Origin of the sequence: Pseudoalteromonas spongiae UST010723-006 (assembly GCF_000238255.3) — a bacterium.
GTDB lineage: Bacteria > Pseudomonadota > Gammaproteobacteria > Enterobacterales > Alteromonadaceae > Pseudoalteromonas > Pseudoalteromonas spongiae.
Map to the genome: position 1 here is coordinate 2,535,874 of NZ_CP011039.1, position 25,397 is coordinate 2,561,270.

Annotated in this window: 27 protein-coding genes and 2 rRNA genes; 18 read left to right on the forward strand and 11 right to left on the reverse strand. The window is 39.4% G+C overall.

The features are described from left to right. Positions 1 to 119: 119 nt before the first annotated feature. The 5 genes from PSPO_RS11750 to rph form a co-directional block, all read right to left on the reverse strand. A 23S ribosomal RNA gene (locus PSPO_RS11750) occupies positions 120 to 2,999 on the reverse strand. 276 nt (positions 3,000 to 3,275) lie between these two features. Further along, a 16S ribosomal RNA gene (locus tag PSPO_RS11755) occupies positions 3,276 to 4,808 on the reverse strand. The 16S and 23S rRNA genes sit together here, the layout of an rRNA operon. Before the next feature lie 614 nt (positions 4,809 to 5,422). Continuing rightward, on the reverse strand, positions 5,423 to 5,806 hold the full coding sequence (locus PSPO_RS11760) for a diacylglycerol kinase (protein ID WP_010561974.1): 384 nt from the start codon (positions 5,804 to 5,806) through the stop codon (positions 5,423 to 5,425). A gap of 58 nt (positions 5,807 to 5,864) precedes the next feature. Then, a complete protein-coding gene (gene pyrE, locus PSPO_RS11765) occupies positions 5,865 to 6,509 on the reverse strand; it encodes an orotate phosphoribosyltransferase (protein ID WP_010561975.1) in 645 nt (214 codons plus the stop codon). A gap of 11 nt (positions 6,510 to 6,520) precedes the next feature. Next, complete coding sequence (gene rph / locus PSPO_RS11770) at positions 6,521 to 7,234, reverse strand: ribonuclease PH (protein WP_010561976.1); 714 nt, start codon at positions 7,232 to 7,234, stop codon at positions 6,521 to 6,523. Positions 7,235 to 7,422: 188 nt separating this feature from the next. Between rph and PSPO_RS11775 the strand changes: the two genes are divergently transcribed. Continuing rightward, the gene (locus PSPO_RS11775) at positions 7,423 to 8,283 is read left to right on the forward strand and encodes a YicC/YloC family endoribonuclease (protein ID WP_010561977.1); all 861 of its coding nucleotides are present in this window, start codon (positions 7,423 to 7,425) and stop codon (positions 8,281 to 8,283) included. A 204-nt stretch (positions 8,284 to 8,487) separates the two neighbouring features. Then, positions 8,488 to 9,690, forward strand: coding sequence for a tyrosine-type recombinase/integrase (locus PSPO_RS11780; RefSeq protein ID WP_010561978.1), 1,203 nt, complete (start codon positions 8,488 to 8,490; stop codon positions 9,688 to 9,690). A 386-nt stretch (positions 9,691 to 10,076) separates the two neighbouring features. Here PSPO_RS11780 and PSPO_RS11790 read toward each other — a convergent pair whose 3' ends face one another. Further along, positions 10,077 to 10,397 (reverse strand): hypothetical protein, encoded by a 321-nt coding sequence (locus PSPO_RS11790; protein WP_010561980.1) that lies wholly within the window; start codon positions 10,395 to 10,397, stop codon positions 10,077 to 10,079. Positions 10,398 to 10,802: 405 nt separating this feature from the next. Here PSPO_RS11790 and PSPO_RS11795 point away from each other — a divergent pair, with 405 nt between their 5' ends. Then, positions 10,803 to 12,137, forward strand: a complete 1,335-nt coding sequence (locus tag PSPO_RS11795) for a tyrosine-type recombinase/integrase (RefSeq protein WP_010561981.1) — start codon at positions 10,803 to 10,805, stop codon at positions 12,135 to 12,137. Further along, positions 12,134 to 12,421 (forward strand): helix-turn-helix transcriptional regulator, encoded by a 288-nt coding sequence (locus PSPO_RS11800; RefSeq protein WP_010561982.1) that lies wholly within the window; start codon positions 12,134 to 12,136, stop codon positions 12,419 to 12,421. Before PSPO_RS11795 ends, PSPO_RS11800 begins: the two co-directional genes overlap by 4 nt. A 757-nt stretch (positions 12,422 to 13,178) precedes the next feature. Here the strand turns inward: PSPO_RS11800 and PSPO_RS11805 are convergent. Then, on the reverse strand, positions 13,179 to 13,457 hold the full coding sequence (locus PSPO_RS11805; RefSeq protein WP_010561983.1) for a helix-turn-helix transcriptional regulator: 279 nt from the start codon (positions 13,455 to 13,457) through the stop codon (positions 13,179 to 13,181). Between the two features lie 220 nt (positions 13,458 to 13,677). Here PSPO_RS11805 and PSPO_RS11810 point away from each other — a divergent pair, with 220 nt between their 5' ends. Next, positions 13,678 to 13,971 carry a hypothetical protein gene (locus PSPO_RS11810; protein WP_010561984.1) on the forward strand — a complete coding sequence of 98 codons (294 nt, stop codon included), beginning with the start codon at positions 13,678 to 13,680 and terminating at the stop codon, positions 13,969 to 13,971. Between the two features lie 46 nt (positions 13,972 to 14,017). On the opposite strand, the gene PSPO_RS11815 is transcribed toward PSPO_RS11810, so the two are convergent. Next, the gene (locus PSPO_RS11815) at positions 14,018 to 14,389 is read right to left on the reverse strand and encodes a DUF6957 family protein (RefSeq protein ID WP_010561985.1); all 372 of its coding nucleotides are present in this window, start codon (positions 14,387 to 14,389) and stop codon (positions 14,018 to 14,020) included. A 775-nt stretch (positions 14,390 to 15,164) separates the two neighbouring features. On the opposite strand from PSPO_RS11815, the gene PSPO_RS11820 reads away from it, so the two are divergent. From PSPO_RS11820 to PSPO_RS11845, 7 genes are read left to right on the forward strand one after another with little or no spacing between them, the layout of a single operon-like run. Further along, positions 15,165 to 15,695 (forward strand): HEPN domain-containing protein, encoded by a 531-nt coding sequence (locus tag PSPO_RS11820; protein ID WP_010561986.1) that lies wholly within the window; start codon positions 15,165 to 15,167, stop codon positions 15,693 to 15,695. Between the two features lie 27 nt (positions 15,696 to 15,722). Next, positions 15,723 to 16,430: a hypothetical protein gene (locus PSPO_RS11825; protein WP_010561987.1), complete on the forward strand. Its 708-nt coding sequence runs from the start codon at positions 15,723 to 15,725 to the stop codon at positions 16,428 to 16,430. Further along, complete coding sequence (locus tag PSPO_RS11830; protein WP_010561988.1) at positions 16,427 to 16,888, forward strand: hypothetical protein; 462 nt, start codon at positions 16,427 to 16,429, stop codon at positions 16,886 to 16,888. The genes PSPO_RS11825 and PSPO_RS11830 overlap by 4 nt, the downstream gene beginning before the upstream one ends. A 6-nt stretch (positions 16,889 to 16,894) precedes the next feature. Continuing rightward, positions 16,895 to 17,620 (forward strand): hypothetical protein, encoded by a 726-nt coding sequence (locus PSPO_RS11835; RefSeq protein WP_010561989.1) that lies wholly within the window; start codon positions 16,895 to 16,897, stop codon positions 17,618 to 17,620. 59 nt (positions 17,621 to 17,679) lie between these two features. Beyond that, positions 17,680 to 17,943, forward strand: a complete 264-nt coding sequence (locus PSPO_RS11840) for a hypothetical protein (protein ID WP_010561990.1) — start codon at positions 17,680 to 17,682, stop codon at positions 17,941 to 17,943. A 41-nt stretch (positions 17,944 to 17,984) separates the two neighbouring features. After that, positions 17,985 to 18,119, forward strand: coding sequence for a hypothetical protein (locus tag PSPO_RS21955; protein WP_010561991.1), 135 nt, complete (start codon positions 17,985 to 17,987; stop codon positions 18,117 to 18,119). A gap of 1 nt (position 18,120) precedes the next feature. Beyond that, the gene (locus PSPO_RS11845) at positions 18,121 to 18,669 is read left to right on the forward strand and encodes a glycine-rich domain-containing protein (RefSeq protein WP_010561992.1); all 549 of its coding nucleotides are present in this window, start codon (positions 18,121 to 18,123) and stop codon (positions 18,667 to 18,669) included. Between the two features lie 131 nt (positions 18,670 to 18,800). Here PSPO_RS11845 and PSPO_RS11850 read toward each other — a convergent pair whose 3' ends face one another. Then, positions 18,801 to 19,460 (reverse strand): recombinase family protein, encoded by a 660-nt coding sequence (locus tag PSPO_RS11850; protein ID WP_010561993.1) that lies wholly within the window; start codon positions 19,458 to 19,460, stop codon positions 18,801 to 18,803. Between the two features lie 197 nt (positions 19,461 to 19,657). Here PSPO_RS11850 and PSPO_RS11855 point away from each other — a divergent pair, with 197 nt between their 5' ends. Together PSPO_RS11855 and PSPO_RS11860 are read left to right on the forward strand one after the other, a co-directional pair. Beyond that, a complete protein-coding gene (locus PSPO_RS11855) occupies positions 19,658 to 19,879 on the forward strand; it encodes a hypothetical protein (protein ID WP_010561994.1) in 222 nt (73 codons plus the stop codon). A 112-nt stretch (positions 19,880 to 19,991) separates the two neighbouring features. Continuing rightward, positions 19,992 to 20,306: a hypothetical protein gene (locus tag PSPO_RS11860; RefSeq protein ID WP_010561995.1), complete on the forward strand. Its 315-nt coding sequence runs from the start codon at positions 19,992 to 19,994 to the stop codon at positions 20,304 to 20,306. A 135-nt stretch (positions 20,307 to 20,441) separates the two neighbouring features. Here the strand turns inward: PSPO_RS11860 and PSPO_RS11865 are convergent, their stop codons facing one another. Continuing rightward, positions 20,442 to 20,927: a hypothetical protein gene (locus PSPO_RS11865; RefSeq protein WP_010561996.1), complete on the reverse strand. Its 486-nt coding sequence runs from the start codon at positions 20,925 to 20,927 to the stop codon at positions 20,442 to 20,444. 505 nt (positions 20,928 to 21,432) lie between these two features. Next, positions 21,433 to 21,627, reverse strand: coding sequence for a hypothetical protein (locus PSPO_RS11870; RefSeq protein WP_010561997.1), 195 nt, complete (start codon positions 21,625 to 21,627; stop codon positions 21,433 to 21,435). Positions 21,628 to 21,766: 139 nt separating this feature from the next. Here PSPO_RS11870 and queD point away from each other — a divergent pair, with 139 nt between their 5' ends. Genes queD through dbpB form a run of 4 tightly spaced genes read left to right on the forward strand, consistent with a single transcriptional unit; the run spans position 21,767 to position 25,391 of the window. Next, positions 21,767 to 22,129, forward strand: coding sequence for a 6-carboxytetrahydropterin synthase QueD (queD, locus tag PSPO_RS11875; RefSeq protein ID WP_010561998.1), 363 nt, complete (start codon positions 21,767 to 21,769; stop codon positions 22,127 to 22,129). Next, positions 22,129 to 23,064, forward strand: a complete 936-nt coding sequence (locus tag PSPO_RS11880) for a hypothetical protein (RefSeq protein WP_021032977.1) — start codon at positions 22,129 to 22,131, stop codon at positions 23,062 to 23,064. Before queD ends, PSPO_RS11880 begins: the two co-directional genes overlap by 1 nt. Positions 23,065 to 23,066: 2 nt before the next feature. Then, on the forward strand, positions 23,067 to 24,296 hold the full coding sequence (dpdA, locus tag PSPO_RS11885) for a tRNA-guanine transglycosylase DpdA (protein WP_010562000.1): 1,230 nt from the start codon (positions 23,067 to 23,069) through the stop codon (positions 24,294 to 24,296). Then, the gene (dbpB, locus tag PSPO_RS11890; protein WP_010562001.1) at positions 24,297 to 25,391 is read left to right on the forward strand and encodes a DGQHR domain-containing protein DpdB; all 1,095 of its coding nucleotides are present in this window, start codon (positions 24,297 to 24,299) and stop codon (positions 25,389 to 25,391) included. Positions 25,392 to 25,397 lie beyond the last annotated feature (6 nt).

Sequence of the window (25,397 nt, forward strand, 5' to 3'; positions counted from 1 at the left end):
TCTGGTTGACTTAAGAGCTTGTCTTAAATCTAAATCTGGAAAGCTTTTTTTAAGTAAATGTCTACTTTAGTATCTTAATCTATTCAACTTCTGCGGGTTATAAACCACTTTGGCGTTGTATGGTTAAGCCTCACGGGTAATTAGTACGAGTTAGCTTAATGCCTCACAGCACTTCCACATCTCGCCTATCAACGTTGTAGTCTTCAACGGCCCTTCAGTTAACTCAAGTTAAAGTGAGAACTCATCTCGAGGCTCGCTTCCCGCTTAGATGCTTTCAGCGGTTATCGATTCCGAACGTAGCTACCGGGCAATGCAATTGGCATCACAACCCGAACACCAGCGGTTCGTCCACTCCGGTCCTCTCGTACTAGGAGCAGCCCCTCTCAATTCTCAAACGCCCACGGCAGATAGGGACCGAACTGTCTCACGACGTTCTAAACCCAGCTCGCGTACCACTTTAAATGGCGAACAGCCATACCCTTGGGACCGACTTCAGCCCCAGGATGTGATGAGCCGACATCGAGGTGCCAAACACCGCCGTCGATATGAACTCTTGGGCGGTATCAGCCTGTTATCCCCGGAGTACCTTTTATCCGTTGAGCGATGGCCCTTCCATTCAGAACCACCGGATCACTATGACCTACTTTCGTACCTGCTCGACGTGTCTGTCTCGCAGTTAAGCTTGCTTCTACCATTACACTAACCGTACGATGTCCGACCGTACTTAGCAAACCTTCGTGCTCCTCCGTTACTCTTTGGGAGGAGACCGCCCCAGTCAAACTACCCACCAGGCACTGTCCACAACCCCGATTCAGGGGCCTATGTTAGAACATCAACACTACAAGGGTGGTATTTCAAGGACGGCTCCACACAATCTAGCGACTGTGCTTCAAAGCCTCCCACCTATCCTACACATGTAGGGTCAATGTTCAGTGCCAAGCTGTAGTAAAGGTTCACGGGGTCTTTCCGTCTAGCCGCGGGTACACAGCATCTTCACTGCGATTTCAATTTCACTGAGTCTCGGGTGGAGACAGCGTGGCCATGGTTACACCATTCGTGCAGGTCGGAACTTACCCGACAAGGAATTTCGCTACCTTAGGACCGTTATAGTTACGGCCGCCGTTTACCGGGGCTTCGATCAAGAGCTTCGCCGAAGCTAACCCCATCAATTAACCTTCCGGCACCGGGCAGGTGTCACACCCTATACGTCTTCTTTCGAATTTGCAGAGTGCTGTGTTTTTAATAAACAGTCCCAGCCACCTAGTCACTGCGACTCCCGTCCGCTTAGAGAGCAAGTCTCATCACAGATAGGAGCGTACCTTCTCCCGAAGTTACGGTACAATTTTGCCTAGTTCCTTCACCCGAGTTCTCTCAAGCGCCTTAGTATTCTCTACCTGACCACCTGTGTCGGTTTGGGGTACGATTCGAAATAATCTGAAGCTTAGAGGCTTTTCCTGGAAGTATGGCATCAACAACTTCCACTCCGTAGAGTGTCGTCTCGTATCTCAGCCTTAGAAACCCGGATTTGCCTAAGTTTCCAGCCTACATACTTTCACATGGACAACCAACGCCATGCTTGTTTAGCCTGCTCCGTCCCCCCATCGCAATTATTCCAAGTACGGGAATATTAACCCGTTTCCCATCGACTACGCCTTTCGGCCTCGCCTTAGGGGTCGACTCACCCTACCCTGATTAGCATGGGATAGGAACCCTTGGTCTTCCGGCGAGCGGGTTTTTCACCCGCTTTATCGTTACTCATGTCAGCATTCGCACTTCTGATACCTCCAGCATACCTCCCGGTACACCTTCAACAGCTTACAGAACGCTCCCCTACCCCGCGAATAAATTCGCAGCCGCAGCTTCGGTGGTATGTTTAGCCCCGTTACATCTTCCGCGCAGACCGACTCGACCAGTGAGCTATTACGCTTTCTTTAAAGGATGGCTGCTTCTAAGCCAACCTCCTGGCTGTCTGGGCCTTTCCACATCGTTTCCCACTTAACATACACTTTGGGACCTTAGCTGGCGGTCTGGGTTGTTTCCCTCTCCACGACGGACGTTAGCACCCGCCGTGTGTCTCCCGGATATTACTTATTGGTATTCGGAGTTTGCAAAGGGTTGGTAAGTCGGGATGACCCCCTAGCCTTAACAGTGCTCTACCCCCAATAGTATTCGTCCGAGGCTCTACCTAAATAGATTTCGGGGAGAACCAGCTATCTCCCGGTTTGATTAGCCTTTCACTCCTAGCCACAGGTCATCCGCTAGCTTTTCAACGATAGTCGGTTCGGTCCTCCAGTCAGTGTTACCTGACCTTCAACCTGCCCATGGCTAGATCACCGGGTTTCGGGTCTATACCCAGCAACTAAACGCGCAGTTAACGCTCGCTTTCACTACGGCTCCCCTAAATGGTTAACCTCGCTACTGAATATAAGTCGCTGACCCATTATACAAAAGGTACGCAGTCACAGAACGAATCTGCTCCTACTGCTTGTACGTATACGGTTTCAGGTTCTATTTCACTCCCCTCACAGGGGTTCTTTTCGCCTTTCCCTCACGGTACTGGTTCACTATCGGTCAGTTGGGAGTATTTAGCCTTGGAGGATGGTCCCCCCATATTCAGTCAAAGTTTCACGTGCTCCGACCTACTCGATTTCACTGTAAATAAGTTTTCGTGTACGGGACTATCACCCTGTATCGTCAAACTTTCCAGAATGTTCCACTAACTACATTACAGCTTAAGGGCTAATCCGATTTCGCTCGCCGCTACTTTCGGAATCCGGTTGATTTCTTTTCCTCGGGGTACTTAGATGTTTCAGTTCTCCCGGTTCGCCTCACTTACCTATGTATTCAGTAAGTGATACCACTAAGTGGTGGGTTTCCCCATTCGGAAATCCTAGTCTCAAGCGCTTTTTACTAGCTTGACTAGGCTTATCGCAAGTTAATACGTCCTTCATCGCCTCCAACTGCCAAGGCATCCACCGTATACGCTTAGTCACTTAACCATACAACCCAAAATGGTTTGTATTGCTAAAGACAGTTTTTAACTCCGCCAGAAGTTAAATATTGAATACTAAAGTAGATACCAACATAACTTTCGTTATGCGGCATAATTTTCTTTACTTTATTTTGAGAACTCTAAATTAAATAATGCACTTACAAGTAAGTACTTAATTTAAAGTTTGTCAGCTTTCCAAATTTTTAAAGAGCAAATTAACTAAGCTATTGCTTAGCTAACAATCATCTGTGTGGACACTTCGAACAAAAAGTTCTAAATCGTATAAGGAGGTGATCCAGCCCCAGGTTCCCCTAGGGCTACCTTGTTACGACTTCACCCCAGTCATGAATCACTCCGTGGTAAGCGCCCTCCCTAAGGTTAAGCTACCTACTTCTGGAGCAACCCACTCCCATGGTGTGACGGGCGGTGTGTACAAGGCCCGGGAACGTATTCACCGCGACATTCTGATTCGCGATTACTAGCGATTCCGACTTCATGGAGTCGAGTTGCAGACTCCAATCCGGACTACGACGCACTTTAAGTGATTCGCTTACTCTCGCGAGTTCGCAGCACTCTGTATGCGCCATTGTAGCACGTGTGTAGCCCTACACGTAAGGGCCATGATGACTTGACGTCGTCCCCACCTTCCTCCGGTTTATCACCGGCAGTCTCCTTAGAGTTCCCGACCGAATCGCTGGCAACTAAGGATAGGGGTTGCGCTCGTTGCGGGACTTAACCCAACATCTCACAACACGAGCTGACGACAGCCATGCAGCACCTGTCTCAGAGTTCCCGAAGGCACCAAACTATCTCTAGTAAGTTCTCTGGATGTCAAGTGTAGGTAAGGTTCTTCGCGTTGCATCGAATTAAACCACATGCTCCACCGCTTGTGCGGGCCCCCGTCAATTCATTTGAGTTTTAACCTTGCGGCCGTACTCCCCAGGCGGTCTACTTAATGCGTTAGCTTTGGAAGACAGTTCCGAAAAACCGAACTCCTAGTAGACATCGTTTACGGCGTGGACTACCGGGGTATCTAATCCCGTTTGCTCCCCACGCTTTCGTACATGAGCGTCAGTGTTGACCCAGGTGGCTGCCTTCGCCATCGGTATTCCTTCAGATCTCTACGCATTTCACCGCTACACCTGAAATTCTACCACCCTCTATCACACTCTAGTTTGCCAGTTCGAAATGCAGTTCCCAGGTTGAGCCCGGGGCTTTCACATCTCGCTTAACAAACCGCCTGCGTACGCTTTACGCCCAGTAATTCCGATTAACGCTCGCACCCTCCGTATTACCGCGGCTGCTGGCACGGAGTTAGCCGGTGCTTCTTCTGTTGCTAACGTCACAGCTAGCAGGTATTAACTACTAACCTTTCCTCACAACTGAAAGTGCTTTACAACCCGAAGGCCTTCTTCACACACGCGGCATGGCTGCATCAGGCTTGCGCCCATTGTGCAATATTCCCCACTGCTGCCTCCCGTAGGAGTCTGGACCGTGTCTCAGTTCCAGTGTGGCTGATCATCCTCTCAAACCAGCTAGGGATCGTCGGCTTGGTGAGCCATTACCTCACCAACTACCTAATCCCACTTGGGCCAATCTAAAGGCGAGAGCCGAAGCCCCCTTTGGTCCGTAGACATTATGCGGTATTAGCCATCGTTTCCAATGGTTGTCCCCCACCCAAAGGCATGTTCCCAAGCATTACTCACCCGTCCGCCGCTCGTCATCTTCTAGCAAGCTAGAAATGTTACCGCTCGACTTGCATGTGTTAGGCCTGCCGCCAGCGTTCAATCTGAGCCATGATCAAACTCTTCAATTAAAAGTGTTTTTGGACTTACGTCCGACTCAATGAATTCTGATTTTGATATCGTAAAGATATCGAATTGACTGTGCTGAAATAAACTATGTTTATTTCCGTTGGTCACTCAGTTCAATTAAGTCTAAATTTAGTTACGCTAAAAGCGTATGTTAGAACTTAATCTGTACGAGTGCCCACACAGATGATTGCTTCTACTTGTTAAAGAACTACGTTCTCAGCTCAAGGCTGTTTAAAGAACGCTGCAAGTGCTTTACTTGCCGCGACGCTTCGTCGCTGTTAGGGCTGCGTATGTTACGCTTTCCTAATTTTTTGTCAACACTTAATTTTGATTATTTTCTTTTTATTTTAAGAAAGTTTCAAAACTCAGTTTTACTTGACTCAACCAACTCGTGATTCGCTGCTATGCTGCTATGCTGCGTCATTCCCCGTGTTGGTGGAGGCGCATTATAGAGAGATCCGAATTTGGATCAACCCCTATTTCAAACTTTTTTTAGTTTTTTGGATCGTTTGGGTGAAATACGTACAAAACACCTATAAATTGCAACTTTCGTTACATATTTATCACTTTTAAAGCTTGATAACTTAAGAAGTGGCTAATTTTACACCATAGTAAATTAAGCAAAGAACTTTATATAAAGACTTACACCCCAGACGATACCGACGATTAATAGTGAAAACGTAACCGCAGCTGAGCCCATATCTTTTGCGCGACCAGATAAAATATGTCTTTCTGTGCTTACGCGATCAGTTAACGCTTCAATTGCTGAATTTAATAATTCTACTATTAATACTAATAGCAGCACTGAAACTAACACAGCCCAGTGAATCAAGTCTTGAGCCAACCAAAATGATGCTGGAAACATAACAAGTGCTAAAAACAATTCTTGACGGAAAGCCGCTTCTTCTTTTATTGCTGCTTTAATACCTAAATAAGAACAATAGCTGGCTTTAAATACGCGCTGTAATCCACCGCCGTTTGGTTTATTTATTTCGCTCATTTTATTTATCCATAAAAAAACCCCGATTATCGGGGTTTTATATCAAATTATTATGTAATTAAGCTACACCGTATTGGTCGCGATAAGCTTTAACCGAAGCTAAGTGTTCTGACATATCACCCTTTTGTTCAAGGTAGGTGATTAGGTCAGCTAATTTTACAATTGAAATGACCTGTGTATTAAAGTCGCGTTCAACTTCTTGGATTGCAGATAATTCAGCTTTACCCTTTTCTTGACGATCAAGCGCAATCAGAACACCTGACAAGTCAGCGCCATTTGCTGCGATGATTTCCATTGATTCACGAATAGCTGTACCTGCCGTGATTACGTCATCCACCAGCATGATTTTACCTTCAAGTGCAGAGCCTACTAATGTACCACCTTCACCGTGATCTTTTTTCTCTTTACGGTTAAAGCAGTAAGGCATATCACGGTCATGATGGTCTGCTAATGCAACTGCGGTTGTTGTTGCAATTGGAATACCTTTATATGCAGGACCGAATAACACATCGAAGTCAATACCAGAGTCTTGTAATGCTGCTGCATAAAAACGACCTAAACGTGCAAGGTCACGACCAGTATTGAATAAACCTGCATTAAAGAAATAAGGGCTAGTACGACCTGACTTTAGTGTAAACTCACCAAACTTAAGCACCTGCTTCTCAAGTGCAAATTCAATAAACTCTTTTTGATAATCTTTCATGTTGTAACCTATTACGCTAACGCTTGCTTTTGCATATCGATGATTTCGCGAATTGAATGCTTAGCTAATTCAAGTAAGTCAGTTAATTCATCATAAGAGAACGGTTCGCCTTCAGCAGTACCTTGCACTTCAATAAACTTACCTGTTTCAGTCATAATTACATTCATATCCGTTTCAGCTTCTGAATCTTCTAAATATTCAAGATCCGTTACCGCTTCACCGTTATAAATACCTACCGAAATTGCAGCAATCATATGCTTAAGTGGATTTGCGTTGATCATGCCTTTGGTACGCATGTAGGTAAGTGCGTCAACTAATGCTACACATGCACCACTAATTGAAGCAGTACGTGTACCACCATCAGCTTGAATAACATCACAATCAATAGTGATTGTATTTTCGCCAAGCGCAGCTAAGTCAACTGCTGCACGTAACGAACGTGCAATCAGACGTTGGATTTCCATAGTGCGGCCACCTTGTTTACCTTTTGCAGCTTCACGACCACAACGGCTGTGAGTTGAACGCGGTAACATACCGTATTCAGCCGTGATCCAACCTTTACCTTGCCCTTTCATAAAGCGCGGCACGCCTGCTTCAACTGTTGCAGTACACAATACCTTGGTATTGCCGAACTCAACTAATACTGAACCTTCAGCATGCATTGTATAATTACGAGTAAAAGAAACTGGGCGAATTTGGTTAGGCGTTCGTTCACTAGGACGCATTGGATATCCTCACTATTCAAGATTTGGCATATTATAAGAACTAATTGTTCGAATCGCTATGGGAAAAGTCATAAAAGGCACAGTCTTTATATTTTTATCAGATAAAATTTACTGTAAGCTGCTTAACAACTTCCGCTATAATGCGACCAAGCATAAATTATCATTTCTAAAAACTTAGGAAACCGCACATGATCCATAGTATGACAGCCTACGCTCGCCATGAAGTTAAAGGTGACTGGGGTAACGGCGTTTGGGAAATTCGCTCTGTTAACCAAAGATACTTAGAAACCTTTATTCGTCTACCGGAACAATTTAGAGCACTAGAGCCTGTTATCCGTGAAAAACTACGCAAGCAATTGCAGCGCGGTAAAGTAGAAGTGTCACTTAAGTTTAATGCCAACCCTGCGCATGTTGGCGAGATGAAAATCAATCAAGCGTTAGCTAAGCAAATTATGAAAAATGCAACTTGGCTACAAGAACAAATTGATGGCGAAATCAGTCCGATGGACATTCTGCGTTGGCCAGGTGTTATGGAAGCTGAAGAAATGGATATGGATTCAGTGCAAACAGAATTGCTAAGTGGTTTTGATAAAACTGTTTCTGATTTTATTGATGCGCGTGGTTCGGAAGGTGCAAACCTTGAAACCATGATAGATACCCGTTTAACCGCGATTATTGATCAAGTTGAAATTGTAAACGGACAAATGCCTGAAGTAATGAAATGGCAGCGTGAAAAATTAACGAACCGTTTAGAAGAGTTAAAAGCAGAGATTGACCAAAACCGCCTTGAGCAAGAACTGATTTATCTTGCACAAAAGCAAGATGTTGCTGAAGAACTTGATCGTCTGCAATCGCACGTTAAAGAAACCCGTAAAATCCTGAAAAAAGGTGGCGCATGCGGCCGCCGTTTAGATTTTATGATGCAAGAGTTTAACCGTGAAGCAAATACACTCGCATCAAAGTCTATCAATACTGAAGTAACCAACGCAGCTGTTGAGTTAAAAGTACTAATTGAACAAATGCGTGAGCAAATTCAAAATATAGAATAATATCCATTAGAATCCAAACACCTCCGCCAGAGCCCAGTCATACTGGGCTTTTGTGTTTTTAGCGTCCAAATTATATTGAATAATTTAGGCCAAAAATACAAAAAAGTGGTAGTGCGAGTGTTAGTTCGGTGGTGACCCGAGTGGTGACCCACTAGCCGAGTCACCAATGTCGTCCAAATAACCCTATTATTTTGGAGGATATAAATGTTAACCGAAGCGCAACTAAAATCTATCATTAAAAAGGCCGCCCCTGTTCGGGGAATAGGAGATAAGGATGGCCTGTTTTTCTCATTGACCAAATCGGGATATGCCAGTTTTAAATTCCGCTATCAGATAAATGGTCGGCGAGCCATTATCACCATCGGGCCATATCCTGCACTTTCTCTGAAAGAAGCTAGGCAGAAAGCAGTGGCTCTTCGCCACCAGCTAGCTAACGATATTGATCCAGCTATGGAAAAGCGAAGAGCTGAACATCAAGCAAGACAGACTTTAGATGCCGTATTTGAGCACTACTTTGAAACCATCATCGAATCACGCTACTCACATGCTGAGCGTTTAAAGCGTCTTTATGAAATGAATCTAAAAAAGCCATTGGGCAAGCGAAGTATATCGGAGATAAATGGCTTGGAGATTTCGGATGTACTGCAGAAAATCAAAAAAGGCACACGAACAAAAGCACCGAGACCTTCGATAGCAAATAAATCGCTTTATTTACTGAAGGCGTTATTTAAACATGCTGTTAAGCTCGATTTAATTCGTCATAACCTAGCCCTATCCTTCACCGCGATGGACGCAGGCGGCGAAGAAAGGCCAAAAGATACTTATTTAAATGAAAAACAAATCAGACAGTTTTTCGACATAGCCGAAGCAGCAGGCACCGCCTTTAGTAGAGATAACTATCTAGCAACCTGCTTGCTGTTTTGTACTGCAACTAGAAAAATGGAACTATTAGGCGCTAGATGGGAAGAGTTCGACTTTGACGAGTTGTTGTGGACAATTCCAGCGGAGCGCACAAAACCGCGCCGAGAGTTCTTAGTTCCACTCTCACCACAAGTCATCGTTTGGCTTGATGAACTAAAAATAAGAGCCTGTGGCAGCGAGTATGTGTTTCCGGCAAGAAAGCAAAGCCGTATACCTCATGTCTACCACGACACGTTAAACCACGCATTCAAGAATCTAAATCTACCGTTTGCACTAGCACCACATGATATCCGCAGAACAACAAGAACATTGCTCGCAAAACTAGGCGTATCCGATCAGGTCGCTGAGATTTGCTTAAACCATAAACTCCCAAAGATGCAGCACATCTATAACAAGTACTCTTTCTTGCCAGAAAAACGTGAGGCTCTGCTGATGCTATCTGAAACTTTTTGCAAATGCTTACCTAAAAGAAGAGCAGTGATATGAAGCGATTAACAGATAAAAGAATCATCGAAACAATCCAAGATCTTAAACACTGGGATGGCTACCCACCTACCACAGAGCACATTATCCAAACCTTTCCTATGCTCAACGAACAATTAGTTAAGCGAGCCTTAATTAGGGCGAATAAAAGGGGAAAGGTCAGAAAACAAGGTAGCCACTGGTATTCATGTAGTTGAAGAAAATCAAACCCAAGTTAAAAAACATGGCAGGCGTTTTTACATAAGCGCCTGCAAGTTTCTACGTAAAAGTAATTTATGCGGCTACAGTTGAATTTAGAAAAAAGAAAAAGCAATGACACTGCACTCACTTTTTCTTACAATAAGCCCGCCAAGCATCCAGTTTTTCAATTCAATAGATTAATTAATTGGTTAAGGCTTTCGGTCTACAACACCATCGAATTCATAAATACTCCTGAAGTACTTATTCGTTGATGTCAACAGAACCGGTTCAAGTTCTTTAAGATCGCTATCCATTACCAGCGGCAAAATAGCTTGTTTATTATAAAATTTATCCCGTTCAGAATCATCATCAAACGTCACCTCACTACCACCTACACCATCGTGATAACATACATGAGCCCAACCATGAACCTCTAGATACTTATCACTGTCCATTTCATTCCGATCTTTAATTAATTTTACATATTGCAGTTTAGAAGCCGGAATCAACCCTTTAATAATATACGACATATATTCTCCTTATTTTTACATTTACATCGTATGATAATGCTATCACAAAGCATCGCAAGCGGCTGTAAAATAAAATATTTTTTAAAAGGTGCTTTAAGCTCATGCTCATGCTCATGCTCATGCTCATGCTCATGCTCATGTTCATGTTCATGTTCATGTTCATGTTCATGTTATTTAAGTGAATTCCACAACTCTTAATGTAAATACAACCGATACTTTTTTATCGTACTCCCTCGCTAGCCACCACTAAACAAGGCTTGCACCAGTTCAAGCTCTTTTGAATTCTCTTTACATTCCTAATAACTGCACCACTAAACAAGATTTTGAGCGTTATAGTCATAATTCCGTACAACTCATTGCCAGTATATGTTCCAGCCATCGACAAAAATAACGATGGAGAAAACGTTGAAACTAAAAAAACGCGTGAAGCGTGCAAAAACGCAGTTAAAAAAGCTTGAACTGGAACAAGGCAAGAACTTTAAGCTTACCAAGCTATATGACTGTCTGTACGTGAAATCAACAGATGGTGATGTGACTGCCGTATTTCGCAAGCAAGTACGAGGAAAACGGCCTTATATCACTCTGGGTAAACTAACTAAGAACTACTGTGTAGAAAAAGCCTTATCCGACTGTTGGGAGAATGAGAAGTCCATGCTTACTCATGGTTTTGTAGATCAAGAATTTACTGAATTACAAAAGCGTATTAACTCTATCGAGACTCTCAATGACTTAGCGTGTGAGTTTTTCTTACATCACGACGAAATCAACTTTCCTACAGGCAAAGAGCCGTTAAAAGAACTTCCAGCTCTTCAAAAGAAGTACCAACAATATGCACAAAGTTATATTGGTGAAACTCTTGTCGCCAGTATTGATAGGAAACACATCATAAGAGTAATGAACAAGGTCTACGAAAAATCCCCACAGTCACAGTGCCCTCTATGTTCAATGTACAGTGTTTGTGAACATTGCGAAAATCTAGACGATTATGCTGCATTAGCTAACTCTGTATTGTATGTGCTAAAAAGAGTTTTAGAGTTAGGTGTTCAATATGGAATAATTAAGAAAAATGTGGCTGCTACTATTAAAGCCAAAGACGTTGGCTATAAACCCCAAAGCAATCGTAGAGCACTAATAATGCAAGAGTTAGCCACTTTAGTTAAACGGCTAGAAAAGAGCATGGAATCTGAGCCAGCTAATGTGTGCGCCGTGTACTTATTACTTCTATTTGGCGCTAGAAAAATGGAACTCGTGAAAGCAAAAATCTCAGAGTTCCGAATGGAGCTAATTCCTCTAAAGGGAGGATTAAATTTTGAAGAAGATATGTGCTGGGTACTTCAAACAACAAAAACTGGTGCCACAAGGGCTAAGTTTATTACTCCACTCATGAAAAAATATTTAGACCGACTAGTGGAGTTGAATAATGGCTCAAAGTATTTACTTCCATCAAGAACTTCTGCAAGCAAATCTCCTTATATTAGCGCCTCAACGCTTAACAAATTCATAGCTAGAATTGCTTCAGATCTAAAATTTGTGGTGCATGAACTCAGGCACACAACTCGAACCTTACTTAGTAATCTTGAGATTCCAGATGACGTTGGGGATTCATACATTACCCATTCCAAAAAGAAGTATCTGCATGATGCTCTTCATCTGTACTCAAAAAGAAAAGAGGCAGCAATAGACTTATCAAACTTGATAGAAACCTTAATCAAACGAGCCAATGAGGGCACCAAGTCATGAGTTTACTATCTAAAAAAGTTGAACCGTCGCTAACGTTTAATGAAGTACTTGCGATTCTTAAGTACAAAAAATCTTGGCTTTATGGCCAAATGAAAGCGGGAAAATTTCCCAAACCAGATCGGAAGGTCGGCAAAAAAAACTTATGGAGTCGTGAAGCTATTGAGCAATATTTAGCGATCAAAGCCATAAAGGAATCGAATAATTCTGACCAAATTTACAATTGGTCTGGAAGTGCTATGACATCCTATCCTGCAATACCTTGCACAATGACGTTCAAGTTTTAATACATGCTCTAAGAGTCGTACTCAAAACCCTGCGAGATATTGCAGGGTTTTATTCATCTACTCTCTGTTTAAATCAAAGCATTCACACTTTATATGAATATGTTTTTGCAATACCTCGCAGAAAACACTTCAATTGAAAACCAGTGCCCTATTGCAGGAAAACTGCTTTCCTGCGAGGAATAATATGCAGAGGTAATACCCCTTTGGCGTTGCAACATAATGAGGATTAAACAACGGGCAGAGCATAAGGTTATGCTTTGAACTATCTCGCTATAGTGAAATAACAATATCGAGTATTTTTAAATTGATATATATCTTGTCGTTGGATTCTACAAATCAGTGAGTTGATTTTGATTACTTAAAAAAAAATTCCAACTACCTGAGGGTAATTTAAATTGTAAAAATGAAACTAGAACCAAAAATTAAAAAATATTGTGTGAATATTGAAAAAATGATGGGACTAGGTCATATCAAAAGAATTGTTTTAGTTAGTCTCTTTAGAAAAAAGTTCGTTTAGCAAGTTCGAATATTTTACAGAACCAATCAAGACTCATCTGTGTACTCTTGATTCATAACAACTCATTAATCACTGAGTTGCTTGAACAAAATATATTAAAGGCAAAACTATACACTACTTATTTACGCTTATATAAAAGTATGAATGCAACAATCAGTACTAATACACTTATCAGAAATACAGAAATCGTAATAATTGGCACCTTCTCTCCTTAAGTTACCCACCTAAGCTATAAAAAATTCAAATCTCACGGCGAACCGCACGAACTGATAGTTGAAAGCCTCCAGGGGCTAAAATCTTATTAAGCACTGAGACTCTTGGATCAGTATTGCCTTTTTCAATATCCCTAAGCGTTTTGTCAGACACCTTAATAAACTTTGCATATTGAGTTTGTGTCATACCATACAATTGTGTGCGAACTTGCTTAACTAATTCACCAATAGTGATTACATTGTTGGCAACATCACTTTCTAGCTTCGCAAGAATTTCTTTTCGCTGTTCGGCCGACAAGCTAGTCATTATAGACTCCCACCTCCACCCCGGTAGTTTATTACCGTTTATGAATAAATATTAGCAACTTTTCGGTAACAGTCTACCGAAAGATCGCTAACAGTCGACCTAAATAGGAACTCCAATACCATTTTCAACCTGAAAGTCCTCAGGTTTTCTTAGAGTTTTAGCCAAAAACCAGCCTATTAATTACTTAAGCTCCTTTGTAACCAAAACAGAGGTATAGCTTATGAAAAATTTTACTAAAGTGCAGCGTATCGCAATTGCCATTTTATTAGTTAAAGATGCTGTAAAAAGCGAAGACTTAGAAGCCTTAGGTATCAAGAAAGTACAAGCGGATACTTGGGCAAAACATTTGTTGGATAAACAGATAAGCTTTCAAGATGCCATGGACATCTTTCAGAACGGGAATACCGACGCATCAATTAATCATCTGTTAGCGCTGTGTATTGATCAACGCTACTTTACGAAAAAAACTAAAGAGAGCGAGGAAGTTCCAAGTGAACAAAAAAAGCAGGGGTAACCTGCTTTATTATCAATCTCAGAAAAACTTCATCATGTCTTTAAATTCAACGTTTTCTAGTGCCTTTACCCACTAAAATATAATTAGTGTTATTAGTCGTGAAAATGCTGTTTTCGTGGATACTCAGAATTGCTGTTGTACGCAGCCAACCACCAACAGGAAATCTATCTAGCTCATCGTAAATTATGTAGTCAGCCTTTATCAGCGATATTACAAAATCAGGTGCTGATTGTGGTGATTCAATGTCCCATATAGCCCAATCCTTAACTACGCATATTGGCTTATTTGGGGATAAGTGCTCACATTTTAGTTTCATCAGTTCGATTTGTGATTCTGAGCAGCCAAAGCTCGTTAATACCCCGGGCTCATACAAAATACCTGCAAGCTTAGCGAGCTCTTGTTTCATTTCATTAGTCATAATTATCTCTTGTTGTTAGAAGTGATGAATAGCTTGAGCACACTCTCTAGTCTGTCAAAAAGAATCTAATTCGAATTTAAATGTGTGTAAAAGGCTTCCGACCTTGAACTCAATAAAAATGGATGATTCATTTTGCTTGTGGAAAGGATGGCTGCATTTGTAATAACAGCTCGCTGGCATGTAAAACGGATATGAGCAGTAAATGCTCTTGTGTGAATCGAGCGGCAGTTTAGCTAACTGCTAGGTACCTAAATTATTGCATGGCACCAAATCTACTCGAGGGCTCATTGAGCTTAATTTAAATTAATAACGAATAGTGAGGTAACCAAATTTTGATTGTCTGAATTGAGGCAAAGCAGGTATCGATTTAAAGCTTAACACCTGCTGCGCTCTCACTCTTAATAAACTATTTCAAGGCTCTATAAACCTTATAATAATTTTCCATATTACTATCAAAGACGGTAATAAACTGAGTTAAATTAACAGGTTCAACTAGGTTTGAATATTGGTAATAGCCAACAACGCCTTTCGATAGCTTATTTGATGATTTTGCGGCTAAAGCTATTAATCACGTACAGTGCATAAATGTCGTTCCCCCTTCCTCATTCATTGCCAATACTCGCGTTAGTATTTCAGCCTTAAATTTCAACATTCTAATGGAAGATCAATAGTTTTGGTATTTACTTATTTTTACTAAATAGTCACAATATCATAGATTAATGTGAAGCAAGTTAGCTTCTTGAAGAAAGGAAATCTAGGAATGCAAGGAGCATAAATGACCCAATCGTTAAATACCTTTCATCGGGCACTATCTGAAGCTAAAGAATTGTTGTCATGTTACGACACCTTAAACGGACATGATGAAATCGTCCCTCCTGATGCCTTAAAAAAGGCCAGCCTGATTCTTGCCCTCACCGCATGGGAAACTTACATAGAAGACCTAGTCACTGAACTTTTTGACACCAAATTTAGTGTTATTAAGGGTTCTACTTTAGGTAACTTTGCAGAAAGACAGCTAGAAGAGAGACTGAAACAATTTCACAACCCAGACTCAAGAAAGACAAAACATTTGTTTGAAGAATTTTTCGGTATAGATATTACTGAGGGGTGGAAGTGGAATAACATGCTACCTAAAGAGGCTAGAACGCAATTAAATAAGTGGATCTCTATTCGAGGTGATGCCGTACATCGTGCAGAAACAGACGCCAGCCAGCCGCACATAATACGTAAGGATGAACTTTCAAAATGTATTCGTTTTATTGATGAGCTAGCTAAAGCGACAGATATCGAAGCTAATAAAATTTAACCATCACAAAACAGGAGTTGTAGTAACGTGAATGGAGAATCTTCTTTCGAACCTAATTTTGTTTTAGTTGATGAAGAAAAAGCAATAGACCCGTCTGAATCAGACGTATGTGAACAAGCCAACACGCTTTCTGTTGACAGCGAAAATGGTTTGCCCATCACATCAAACGAACTGGAATACATTAAGAAAAAACGTAAGCAACTGCGGCTTTTTGATCCTGCTGGGGTTTATGACTTTAGGCACGTTGAAATTAGCTACTTGCACTCATTTTGGCACGTACTAAGCATTTGTTGCTCTTTAATCATCTTTTATGGTTTATCTATATTAAACATTTCAGAAACTAAAGTAGTTATAACAGGGCTCGGTGAAGTTAGTGACCTATCAGTTTTAGATATAATAGGACTTACTTTTGTCACCGTATATCCACTGATAAAATTAAAACAAGTATTATCTTCCAAAGTTAGTGAGTTTAATAAACGTTATCAGTTAGCTCTATTTGCCAATGCTTTTAATCTCATTAATTTAAATTACCTAAAATTACTCATTCTTTTTTTCGCTATCGATTTAGCGGTTCTAATCATCGATTACAGCGAAATACGTGTTGATTCTGCAATAGAAAAACTGTACGACGGTGTACTCTATGATACTTTTTTAATAATACACTGGTTTATTTTGAGCATCGTTTTTATAAGGGCATTTAAGTATTGCGGAAAAGGAAAAGAGGAAATTCAATGAGGCATTGGTTAGGGCTATTGCTGCTTTTATGCTGCTTTACAAGCTATGGAAAAGAAAGACTACCTAGTGACTGTTCACACCTTCAAAGTGTCACCGAGCTCGACTTTGTTTTGTTTAGTAAAAAGGAGTTTATTGAGCTGGGAGAATGTTTGGCGATTAATGCTATTAAATCAAATTTACCATTTAATATGTTGGAAGCTTGTAACGAAGTTGATGAAGATAGGCGAAATATCTTAGGCATTTTTTCATTATCAAAATCTGAAGCTATTCGTATAGGACAATGCGTAGGTGCTATAAATTATATATATCAACGTTACAATGACGAACCTGTAAATCACTATAGCTATAGAACTTATCAATGTACTAAAGGAATTTATGCTGTTGATATCATAAGAGCAGGTTTATTTGGTGAGGTAAACAGAAAAAATTTAAGAAAAGCGCTTTGTCATGAGAGGTAAGACCTAGTGAATGATATAGAGCCTCAATCATTTGTCGAAATAGCTCGAAGAGATTTAGCTACGGATCAGCAGCTTCCACACTCTATAAGGGATGCTTTAAATACTATTTTTACCAAATCATCTAATGCTCAACATTACCGAAAAAAGATAATTTGTCAGAAAAGTACTGGTGAAAAGCAAAACAAGCACCCTATTATTAAAGGACGCCGGAGCTGTGTTCGAAATATATTAATAATCTGGTATTTGCTTGGAGGCAGTACTAAAAAGACAAAGTGTTTTTTGCAGGACTATGCGCAGAAAAGAACTTTCGAGGAAGCGCTAACTGAATTAGTTGACTTAACCACTAAGCAATATTTAGAGTTTTTTTGCTTTGGTGTGGTGAGAGATAAAATCCAGGCAATAATCCAATGTTTAAAATCACCAGAGTTCGATTTATTTACGCAAAAACTTCCTTCTCCATTTTCTGACTCGACAAAAAATTCATCAGACATTAGCCCAATACTACAAGCACATTCCCAAGATATTCCTTGGGAGTATTACATGCAACAATATCAGCTTGCCGAAAAATACTTTGAAGAAAAAAAATTCGACAATGCTAAAAAAGTTCTTAGTGATTTAGAGGTTCAAGCGACTATTCGGCTCCCTATTGTTGAGGCGCTTAATAGAAAAATTATTGCTGAAGAATTAGAAGCAAAGGAAGCTTGGGATTATTTTCAGAAAATTTTAAATTAACTATTGTTTGTGCGCAGCACAACTTCATGATGGCTTCACAACCTTAGATGGAGCTATTAATGAAAACCATTAAAACACTTTTTAAACACCTCCCTTCGGCAAGTTGCCAAAGACATTTTGATAAAGCTATTGCTATAGAGCAAAGCCTTAATTCTTCTGTTGACTATCAAAAGTTAGGTGGAAGAAAACTCACAATAGCGAAAGACCTAATTCGTTTTAAACTTGGACATTATCGACTGATATTTAAGCATACTAGTTCGGGCTTTATCGCAGAAGCACTTATCCCACGTAAAAGCCTTGAGCGCTTCCTTAAACGAAGGTGATACACACTCGTATCACAACCATTAATCTTAAGGAATTAAATATGACTAAGAAAATTAAACCTATCGATAATACATCGAACCAGAAAAACCCCAATAAAGGTACATCTGGTACAAATCGCCAAAACGGGCAGGTACACGGTAATCGTAGTAAACAAATACAGCAGGGAGGTAACTAAAATGATGCAAAGCATTCAAATTAATCAGCAATCAACATTGGATGTTGTCGATAATGCTGCTGAAAGTAGCTCGACTAATGAAATTAGTTCATTAGTTATGGCTCTTGATTTTGAAAAGCTTAAGTGGAAATTAACTAAATCCTCGGAAGCTACATGGACTGAAGCTTTGTGCGAATTTGCAGAAATTGAGTATAAAAAGTTTTTAACACTCAAAATGCTTTATCCGAAAGTGTCTTTGGTTCCAAGCAAATTAATAGATAAGTTTTGGCATGAACATATTTTAGATACTAAGTCATATGCTAAAGATTGCGATAAGGTGTTTGGACATTTCATACATCATTATCCTTACTTTGGAATTTATGGCGATGAAGATCAGCAAGCGCTGCAAGCTTCCTTTGAGAGCACAATAGCATTATATGAAAACCATTTTGGTAAATATCCAACTAATGAACTATATGGCAATAAGGTTATTGAGGCATCTCGTTGCGAGGACCATGCTTGCCATGTTCCATCAACTTGCGCATGCAGAACACCTGGTGCATGTAAGTAACAGGTGAATAATTAGTGTCTGCTCATTTATCAAATTAGGTGGGCACTAATTTCTTGATGGATAATTATGTACTCAACTCGAAGTTCATCGCCAATATGGTCCTGCCAAGACAAGATATTACAAATAGGTCGTTAATTTTGACCTATCAAACCTCTTACTGTAGAGGGATAGAATTGCTTACCTGTTCGGCTTTTAAAGCCTAGCCGGTTTAGTTCTTCTGCAATGCCTTTTAAAGTTGTTGTTCCTGCTGCTTTCACATTTTCAATAACGGGCAAAATAGCCTCTCGGTATTTTTTTGTGTTTGTCATAAATTGTGAATGAGCATTGCTGGTACAAGTATTTCTGACTTCATTAAAGTTAGGGTTACCTAATTCCACGCCTCTCTTTTTAGCTTCTGTTAAAGCTAATTTTGTTCTTGTTGAGATCGCTCTTCTTTCCTCTTCTGCAACTGCAGCTAGCACCTGTAAAACTAATGGGCCAGAGTTTGGCTGGTCACAGCAGATGAACTTAATATTGCTTTGCATCACTGAACTTAGAAAGTGCAAATCACGAGACAACCTATCCAGCTTTGAAACGATTAATGTTGAATTGGTTAGCTGGCAATGTTGAAGTGCTTTAGCTAACTCTGGCCGGTTATTATTTTTTCCCGACTCAACTTCAGTGTATTGATGAAGCAAGGCTCCTTCTTGTCGATTTATATAATCAGCCACAACAGATTGCTGAGATTCTAGTCCAAGACCACTTTGACCTTGTCGTTGTGTAGACACACGATAGTAAGCAATAAAGTTCATCATATTTTCCTTAATTACAAAGGCGCAATACCTTCGTTTTGTGTGTTTGTATTTAGACTTAGTAGATTGCCTGCGTGGGAAGGTTCGTCAAAAAACGTCCGTTGTACTCAAATATTGAAAAGTAGAATTAATGGGCCTTCTCTCGATTTTCTTTTGGCGCCATAATTGACTACAAAGCAAAACTATGGGGCCAACTAATGGACAACAAACATAGACTCGCAAGAGCAAAACGAATTAAAAGATATAAAAATAAATATCAGCCTGAAGATGTTGCTCAGTGGCGCGAATTTGCTTACAAAACGGCAATAGAAATGAACCGAGATTTACGTGTAAACACCTGGTTTGATGAGAACTTCTATAACTTGAAGATAATTAGCATTGGCAGTGCAATGTTAACTGCCATTTTGATTTTTACTTAATTAAATAAGCTGCTCATACACTCATAATTGATGTCAACTATACACACTCTAGAAAAAATTTACATCGATTTAAACTGCTTACGCTTTACATTAATTAAAGGAAACAGTTTAAATGAAGTACCAAGTTGACACAGATTATATTCACGACACTATTGAAGCACTTCAAGGTGGGATCTCAGTCAGTCGTGCTTTCGAACAGGCATTAAACGAGTACCATGAACTATTTACGTCGAAAGGCTTAACTATTCAAGAGTCACTAGAGAATACCTTAGAAGAGCTCGCAGAGTACTTCGAGCTAGATGATAACTTTTATAGCTTAAGGCTTGCTAATATTGAAGATCCTGAGTATCTATTACGGGAAATATCTAATGCTCAAGCTTTGGTAGATGAGTTTCAAGAAGCTATTTCAGCTCAAAGTGAAAAGTAATATTCACATCAGGCTGCAAAGATATTTTGCAGCCTGATTTTCTTAGCAAAGTAAAATCAGAACTAAAACCTACCCGGTAGGTTTTTATCTTTGAGCTTTACCATTATCTTTTAATCGCCGATTTCCCACTTTTTTCTAATGAGGCTGACGGTTATGCTCTGCAGATTTATGGATTGTAGAATGAAAAGAATTAATAAGTTCTTCAACTCGAGTCATAAGATCTTTTTCTTCCCTATCTTCACAAAACCGAACTATAGGTGATTTCCCCAATAGGAATGTAGTGACTGCAAGTATAGGCTGCATAACTGCGTGAACAGTTAGCTCTTCATCTGCAACATCAACAATGTAATCAATTTCATCGTTAAGGACAGTTATGGCAGTCACTGCGTCATTAATTAGTTCTTGATAGTTCTTCTGGTTATGCTGATTCATTTGCTTAACCTTCAAGTCAATTAACGACATTGCGAAAACGGCTTCTAAGCCACTATCGGTGATCATGAGATTGGATACCAGGGATTTGAACTCTGGTTCTGACATTAAGTCATCTTGAAGGTTTGAAATTAAAGCTTGTTGATGCTGCTCAGCAGTCGGTAAGTAATATTCTTGCTTAAAGCTTAACATGGTGTTTTTCCGTTTTAATTAGCTTGAACACCATATTCAGTTAGTTTAACAACTTGTCAAAAAACAGGCGAATAGTGAGGAGCTTAGCTTTGCAAAAACAATCAACTGTCTTGTCGTGACATAAATTGAATATTTTACCGCAGAGATATTTCGGAACAACTGTAAATGGAATGATAACCCACATTATTAATGTTTGTAGAACAAGTTATTTTGCATAAGGCAACGTTTCCTGAACAGCCCGGTTCCTCGATCTACATATTCTAATTGAGACTGATAAATCTGAATCTCATGAACATTATCATACAGAGTTTAAATTAGGTTTAAGCTTATAATAAAAACCTCTTTATCTGCTGAATCAAAAAGAACTGAGTATAGTTTTCTTAAGTTCATCTGAAAACAAGAGTATTTTTATTGCATTTTCACCCTCCAATCAAACAACCTTTTTATTACATCCAAGATCAAAAATTTATAATCCTCGATATATTCTAAATTCTCTATTCTTCGATTATTTCAATGCAGCCAGAAATTTATCAATTTCTGATTCTGAAATCTCATTCATCATTTCGCGAATAGTATTGTGTTCTACTTCTATACCCAACTCTTCTTTTGCAATATTTACAACTTCTTGCTTGCATCCCTGATGATTCGTTTGAAGAAGTAAAATAATTTTTGCCAAGGTTCTTTGGTATGATAATTCCATAGCAATTCCTTTAAATGTATTTATATATAATTAATATAACATTCTCCTCTTTATTAACAATCGCTTCTCCTGTAGCTGTGAGGTAAAATTTAATGTAAACTCTTAGGTATAATTACTGCTCTAACTTTTCAAAAAGATAATGAACGCTGAAATATACAAAGACTTCACATTTGAAGCTGCTCATAAGTTACCAAATGTCCCTGAAGGCCATAAATGTGGACGACTTCATGGCCACTCATATAATCTGAGACTTCACTTATCTGGGGAGGTTAATCGTATTGATGGATGGTTCATAGATTTTGCAGATGTAAAAAAGATATTTAAGCCTATTTATGAGCAACTTGACCATAATTATTTAAACGATATTGATGGCTTAGAAAATCCGACAGCAGAGAATATAGCCAAATGGATTTGGGAAAACTTAAAGCCTTCATTAAAAGAGCTTATGGCCGTTGAACTAAAGGAAACGTGCACTTGCGGTGTCGTTTATAGAGGAGAATAATGAAGTTTCATCTAATTACGAATTGTACTAGTAGCAAAAGTTCTAAAGCTGAATATAAGCTCCACTTTTCTGATTTCATCAACAACTCGAATGTTGCTCATAGCTGGTTAGAAGCATTAAACGATAGTAAACCAACTATAAAAGCTATCGATATGTACGTGGGAGATCATTGGAACAATGTACGTGAGATACATAATTTAGGTGTTCCGATTTCTATCGTATCGGCGGGCTATGGCTTAGTATCATCTGAACATTTAATAAATTCGTATGATGCAACTTTTTCGGCTAATACCGAAAATTCAGTTGGACAAATATTTAAGTCGAACTATCTCTCAGAGAGGAATGTTGAATGGTGGAAAACTATTCATCAAATTAGCTCAAACACTTCCCCAGTAAAATCATTAGTTAATGAAAATTTAGACTCATTTTTTATTATTGCTTTAACACCTGACTATTTGAAGGTGCTTGAGCCCGAACTAATTGAACTAGTTGCGACAAAAAAAATTAATATTATGAATACTGCAATTATCAGTAGAGATGTAAGTTTACACAGTTCATTAAAGAGTTTGCATTACAAGAACTCAGAAGATTTTTGCCATGAACTAGGGGGAAGTAGAATTTCACTAAATATTAGATTAGCTAAATACCTTATTAAAGATATAGATAAATCTGGTCATATCAGAAATCAATTAGAAAACAAGTTCAATGCACTAGTTTTAAAGGCAAAACCAGCAAAAAAATATAATCGAAAAAAATTGTCTGATACGGAGCTTATGAACTTTATCGAAAGTGAACTTAACTTGGGTGATAGCGCTAAGATCTCTGCTTCTGTATTATTGCGAACGTTGAGAAATAAAGGCTTGGCTTGCGAACAAAAAAGGTTTAGCTCGCTTTATAGAAACGTTATCAATAAAAACAAAGTGGAAATGTTGTAAGCATGAAGTTTTTTTTTCCAGACAGTCACGATTATGTTGATCCATCCTTCAACTTTGAAACCGAAAAAAACAATGAACATAGAGTAATACAACGTGATGATAAATATGCTCATGAGCTTTTTTCAAAGCCCGTCTATGATGGAATTCTTGTATCTAAAGCGATAGTAGATGGAGTTAAAGGTGTTCAAGGGCGTTATTCTGTTGCTCAACGCCAGCGTTTCTTTAGAGAAGGTATTTATAGGTTTTTTAGACTACCTAAGCACTACTTAACCATGGGTGATTGCGGAGCGTTTAGTTACGCAAAAGAATATGAGCCTATCTATACGGTGGATGAGGTTAACGAGTTTTATTCAAATTCAGGATTTACTTATGGTATTTCTTTAGACCACATTATTTTTGATTTTGAGACTCCTAAGAAAAAGGTCACTGGCAAACAATTAGAAGAGTGTTTAAGACGCCAAGAAATCACATTAGAAAAAGCCGAAGAGTTCCTAATAAAAAACAAAGATATGAGTTTTGCCCCTTACGGCGTTGCTCACGGTTGGAGTCCTGAGTCTTATGCTGATTCTGTAATAAAATTACAAAAAATCGGATACGATAGGATCGCTTTAGGAGGTATGATTCCGCTTAAAAGCTCTGAGATTCTCAACGTTTTAAAATGCATTAATAATATTAGAAATACGAAAACTCAATTTCATTTACTGGGGGTAAACCGTTTAGAGCATATTGCTGAATTTTCTAACTACGGTGTAACGTCATTTGATAGTACCTCTCCATTAATGCGAGGTCTTAAGGATGATAAAAAGAACTATCATACTGCAACAGAAGATTATACCGCTATTGGTGTACCTCAAGTAGACGCCAATAATAACATGAGAAAATTAGTCGCATCAGGTTCAATAAATCAAAACGAGGCATTTAAATTAGAAAAAGCTTGTCTAGAAAGTTTAATAGGTTTTGAGAAAGGTGTGGTTGCTAAAAAAGAAGTTTTATCTGCTCTAACTGAATACGAAAAGTTGTACAACTCCAAAGCTTCAAGAGTTGACCTAATGGATAAAGTTCTTACAGATCAACCTTGGAAAAAGTGTCCTTGCGATGTCTGCAAAGACATAGGCATACATGTAATACTCAAAAGAGCCGCTGCACGCAACAGAAGAAGAGGTTTTCATAATCTTTACGTTGCCTATGAAAAACTACAGTCAGAATTAAATAAAATGAATCAGGTTAAATAAATGAATACGATTATCGTACCAGCTCTAAAAATTGAACAAGGTCCGGGAAGGGCCCTTTTTAGTTTTGCAATCAAAGGGAAAGAAATTCAATCTATAGCATCAATTTCTCGTGTGAAAAGGCATGAAGATGAATTAGTTGGGTATCAACGACCTGAAGTGTCCAACCATATTAATGAAATTAAAAGGTACTTAGAGTCAGAGAATCCAATGATTCCTAATGCATTAGTTATTGCTTTCAATAGTTCTGTTAAATTTGTTCCTTCAGACCACAACAAGAGCTTCGGCGAATTAGTCATCCCAATTATTGAAGGTGATGATAGTAAACCCGGCTTAATTGTTGATGGCCAGCAAAGAGCTGCTGCAATGCGTGAAGCTGATATTGATTCTTTCCAAATGCCGGTAAGCGCGTTTATTACTGATGACTCTCAAGAACAAAGAGAACAATTTATTTTAGTGAATTCAACCAAGCCTTTACCTAAAGGTCTAATATATGAACTATTACCATATACAGAAACAAAATTGGCTTCATCTCTCCAAAAAAGAAGGTTTCCTGCGAGAATATTAGACGAATTGAACCATAGAAAAGACTCACCTTTTTATCAGCTTATTCAAACTGCAACTAATCCGAGTGGGTTGGTAAAAGATAACTCAATTCTTAAGCTTATCGAAGCAAGTTTAAATGAAGGTGCATTATATAATTATCGTGATGCTGCAACAGGTACGGGTGATATAGAAGCTATGATCATAGTACTATGTAATTTCTGGGGTGCGGTTAGTGATGTATTTCCTGAAGCATGGGCTAAAAAACCAAAAGAGTCTCGTTTAATGCATGGTGCTGGCATGACTGCTTTAGGGCAGTTGATGGATGAGATATTCGCTCGTTACCATATAGACCAGCAGAAAGAAGGTGTTAGCCGAGAACAGTTTAAGCAAGATTTAGAACAAATGAAACCATATTGTCACTGGACAAATGGCACTTGGAATTTTGGTGAAGATGATAAAGTAAAATGGAATGATCTTCAAAACATAACTAAAGACATACAAAAATTAACAAATCACCTACTACGTAAATACAGAATGGAAGTTTGGAAATAACGTGGT

Excerpts from the sequence above, each read along its gene's own strand:
- PSPO_RS11760 (WP_010561974.1), bottom strand. The coding sequence starts at position 5,806 with ATGAGCGAAATAAATAAACCAAACGGCGGTGGATTACAGCGCGTATTT.
- pyrE (WP_010561975.1), bottom strand. The coding sequence starts at position 6,509 with ATGAAAGATTATCAAAAAGAGTTTATTGAATTTGCACTTGAGAAGCAG.
- rph (WP_010561976.1), bottom strand. The coding sequence starts at position 7,234 with ATGCGTCCTAGTGAACGAACGCCTAACCAAATTCGCCCAGTTTCTTTT.
- PSPO_RS11775 (WP_010561977.1), top strand. The coding sequence starts at position 7,423 with ATGATCCATAGTATGACAGCCTACGCTCGCCATGAAGTTAAAGGTGAC.
- PSPO_RS11780 (WP_010561978.1), top strand. The coding sequence starts at position 8,488 with ATGTTAACCGAAGCGCAACTAAAATCTATCATTAAAAAGGCCGCCCCT.
- PSPO_RS11790 (WP_010561980.1), bottom strand. The coding sequence starts at position 10,397 with ATGTCGTATATTATTAAAGGGTTGATTCCGGCTTCTAAACTGCAATAT.
- PSPO_RS11800 (WP_010561982.1), top strand. The coding sequence starts at position 12,134 with ATGAGTTTACTATCTAAAAAAGTTGAACCGTCGCTAACGTTTAATGAA.
- PSPO_RS11805 (WP_010561983.1), bottom strand. The coding sequence starts at position 13,457 with ATGACTAGCTTGTCGGCCGAACAGCGAAAAGAAATTCTTGCGAAGCTA.
- PSPO_RS11810 (WP_010561984.1), top strand. The coding sequence starts at position 13,678 with ATGAAAAATTTTACTAAAGTGCAGCGTATCGCAATTGCCATTTTATTA.
- PSPO_RS11815 (WP_010561985.1), bottom strand. The coding sequence starts at position 14,389 with ATGACTAATGAAATGAAACAAGAGCTCGCTAAGCTTGCAGGTATTTTG.
- PSPO_RS11820 (WP_010561986.1), top strand. The coding sequence starts at position 15,165 with ATGACCCAATCGTTAAATACCTTTCATCGGGCACTATCTGAAGCTAAA.
- PSPO_RS11830 (WP_010561988.1), top strand. The coding sequence starts at position 16,427 with ATGAGGCATTGGTTAGGGCTATTGCTGCTTTTATGCTGCTTTACAAGC.
- PSPO_RS11840 (WP_010561990.1), top strand. The coding sequence starts at position 17,680 with ATGAAAACCATTAAAACACTTTTTAAACACCTCCCTTCGGCAAGTTGC.
- PSPO_RS21955 (WP_010561991.1), top strand. The coding sequence starts at position 17,985 with ATGACTAAGAAAATTAAACCTATCGATAATACATCGAACCAGAAAAAC.
- PSPO_RS11845 (WP_010561992.1), top strand. The coding sequence starts at position 18,121 with ATGATGCAAAGCATTCAAATTAATCAGCAATCAACATTGGATGTTGTC.
- PSPO_RS11850 (WP_010561993.1), bottom strand. The coding sequence starts at position 19,460 with ATGAACTTTATTGCTTACTATCGTGTGTCTACACAACGACAAGGTCAA.
- PSPO_RS11855 (WP_010561994.1), top strand. The coding sequence starts at position 19,658 with ATGGACAACAAACATAGACTCGCAAGAGCAAAACGAATTAAAAGATAT.
- PSPO_RS11860 (WP_010561995.1), top strand. The coding sequence starts at position 19,992 with ATGAAGTACCAAGTTGACACAGATTATATTCACGACACTATTGAAGCA.
- PSPO_RS11865 (WP_010561996.1), bottom strand. The coding sequence starts at position 20,927 with ATGTTAAGCTTTAAGCAAGAATATTACTTACCGACTGCTGAGCAGCAT.
- PSPO_RS11870 (WP_010561997.1), bottom strand. The coding sequence starts at position 21,627 with ATGGAATTATCATACCAAAGAACCTTGGCAAAAATTATTTTACTTCTT.
- queD (WP_010561998.1), top strand. The coding sequence starts at position 21,767 with ATGAACGCTGAAATATACAAAGACTTCACATTTGAAGCTGCTCATAAG.
- PSPO_RS11880 (WP_021032977.1), top strand. The coding sequence starts at position 22,129 with ATGAAGTTTCATCTAATTACGAATTGTACTAGTAGCAAAAGTTCTAAA.
- dpdA (WP_010562000.1), top strand. The coding sequence starts at position 23,067 with ATGAAGTTTTTTTTTCCAGACAGTCACGATTATGTTGATCCATCCTTC.
- dbpB (WP_010562001.1), top strand. The coding sequence starts at position 24,297 with ATGAATACGATTATCGTACCAGCTCTAAAAATTGAACAAGGTCCGGGA.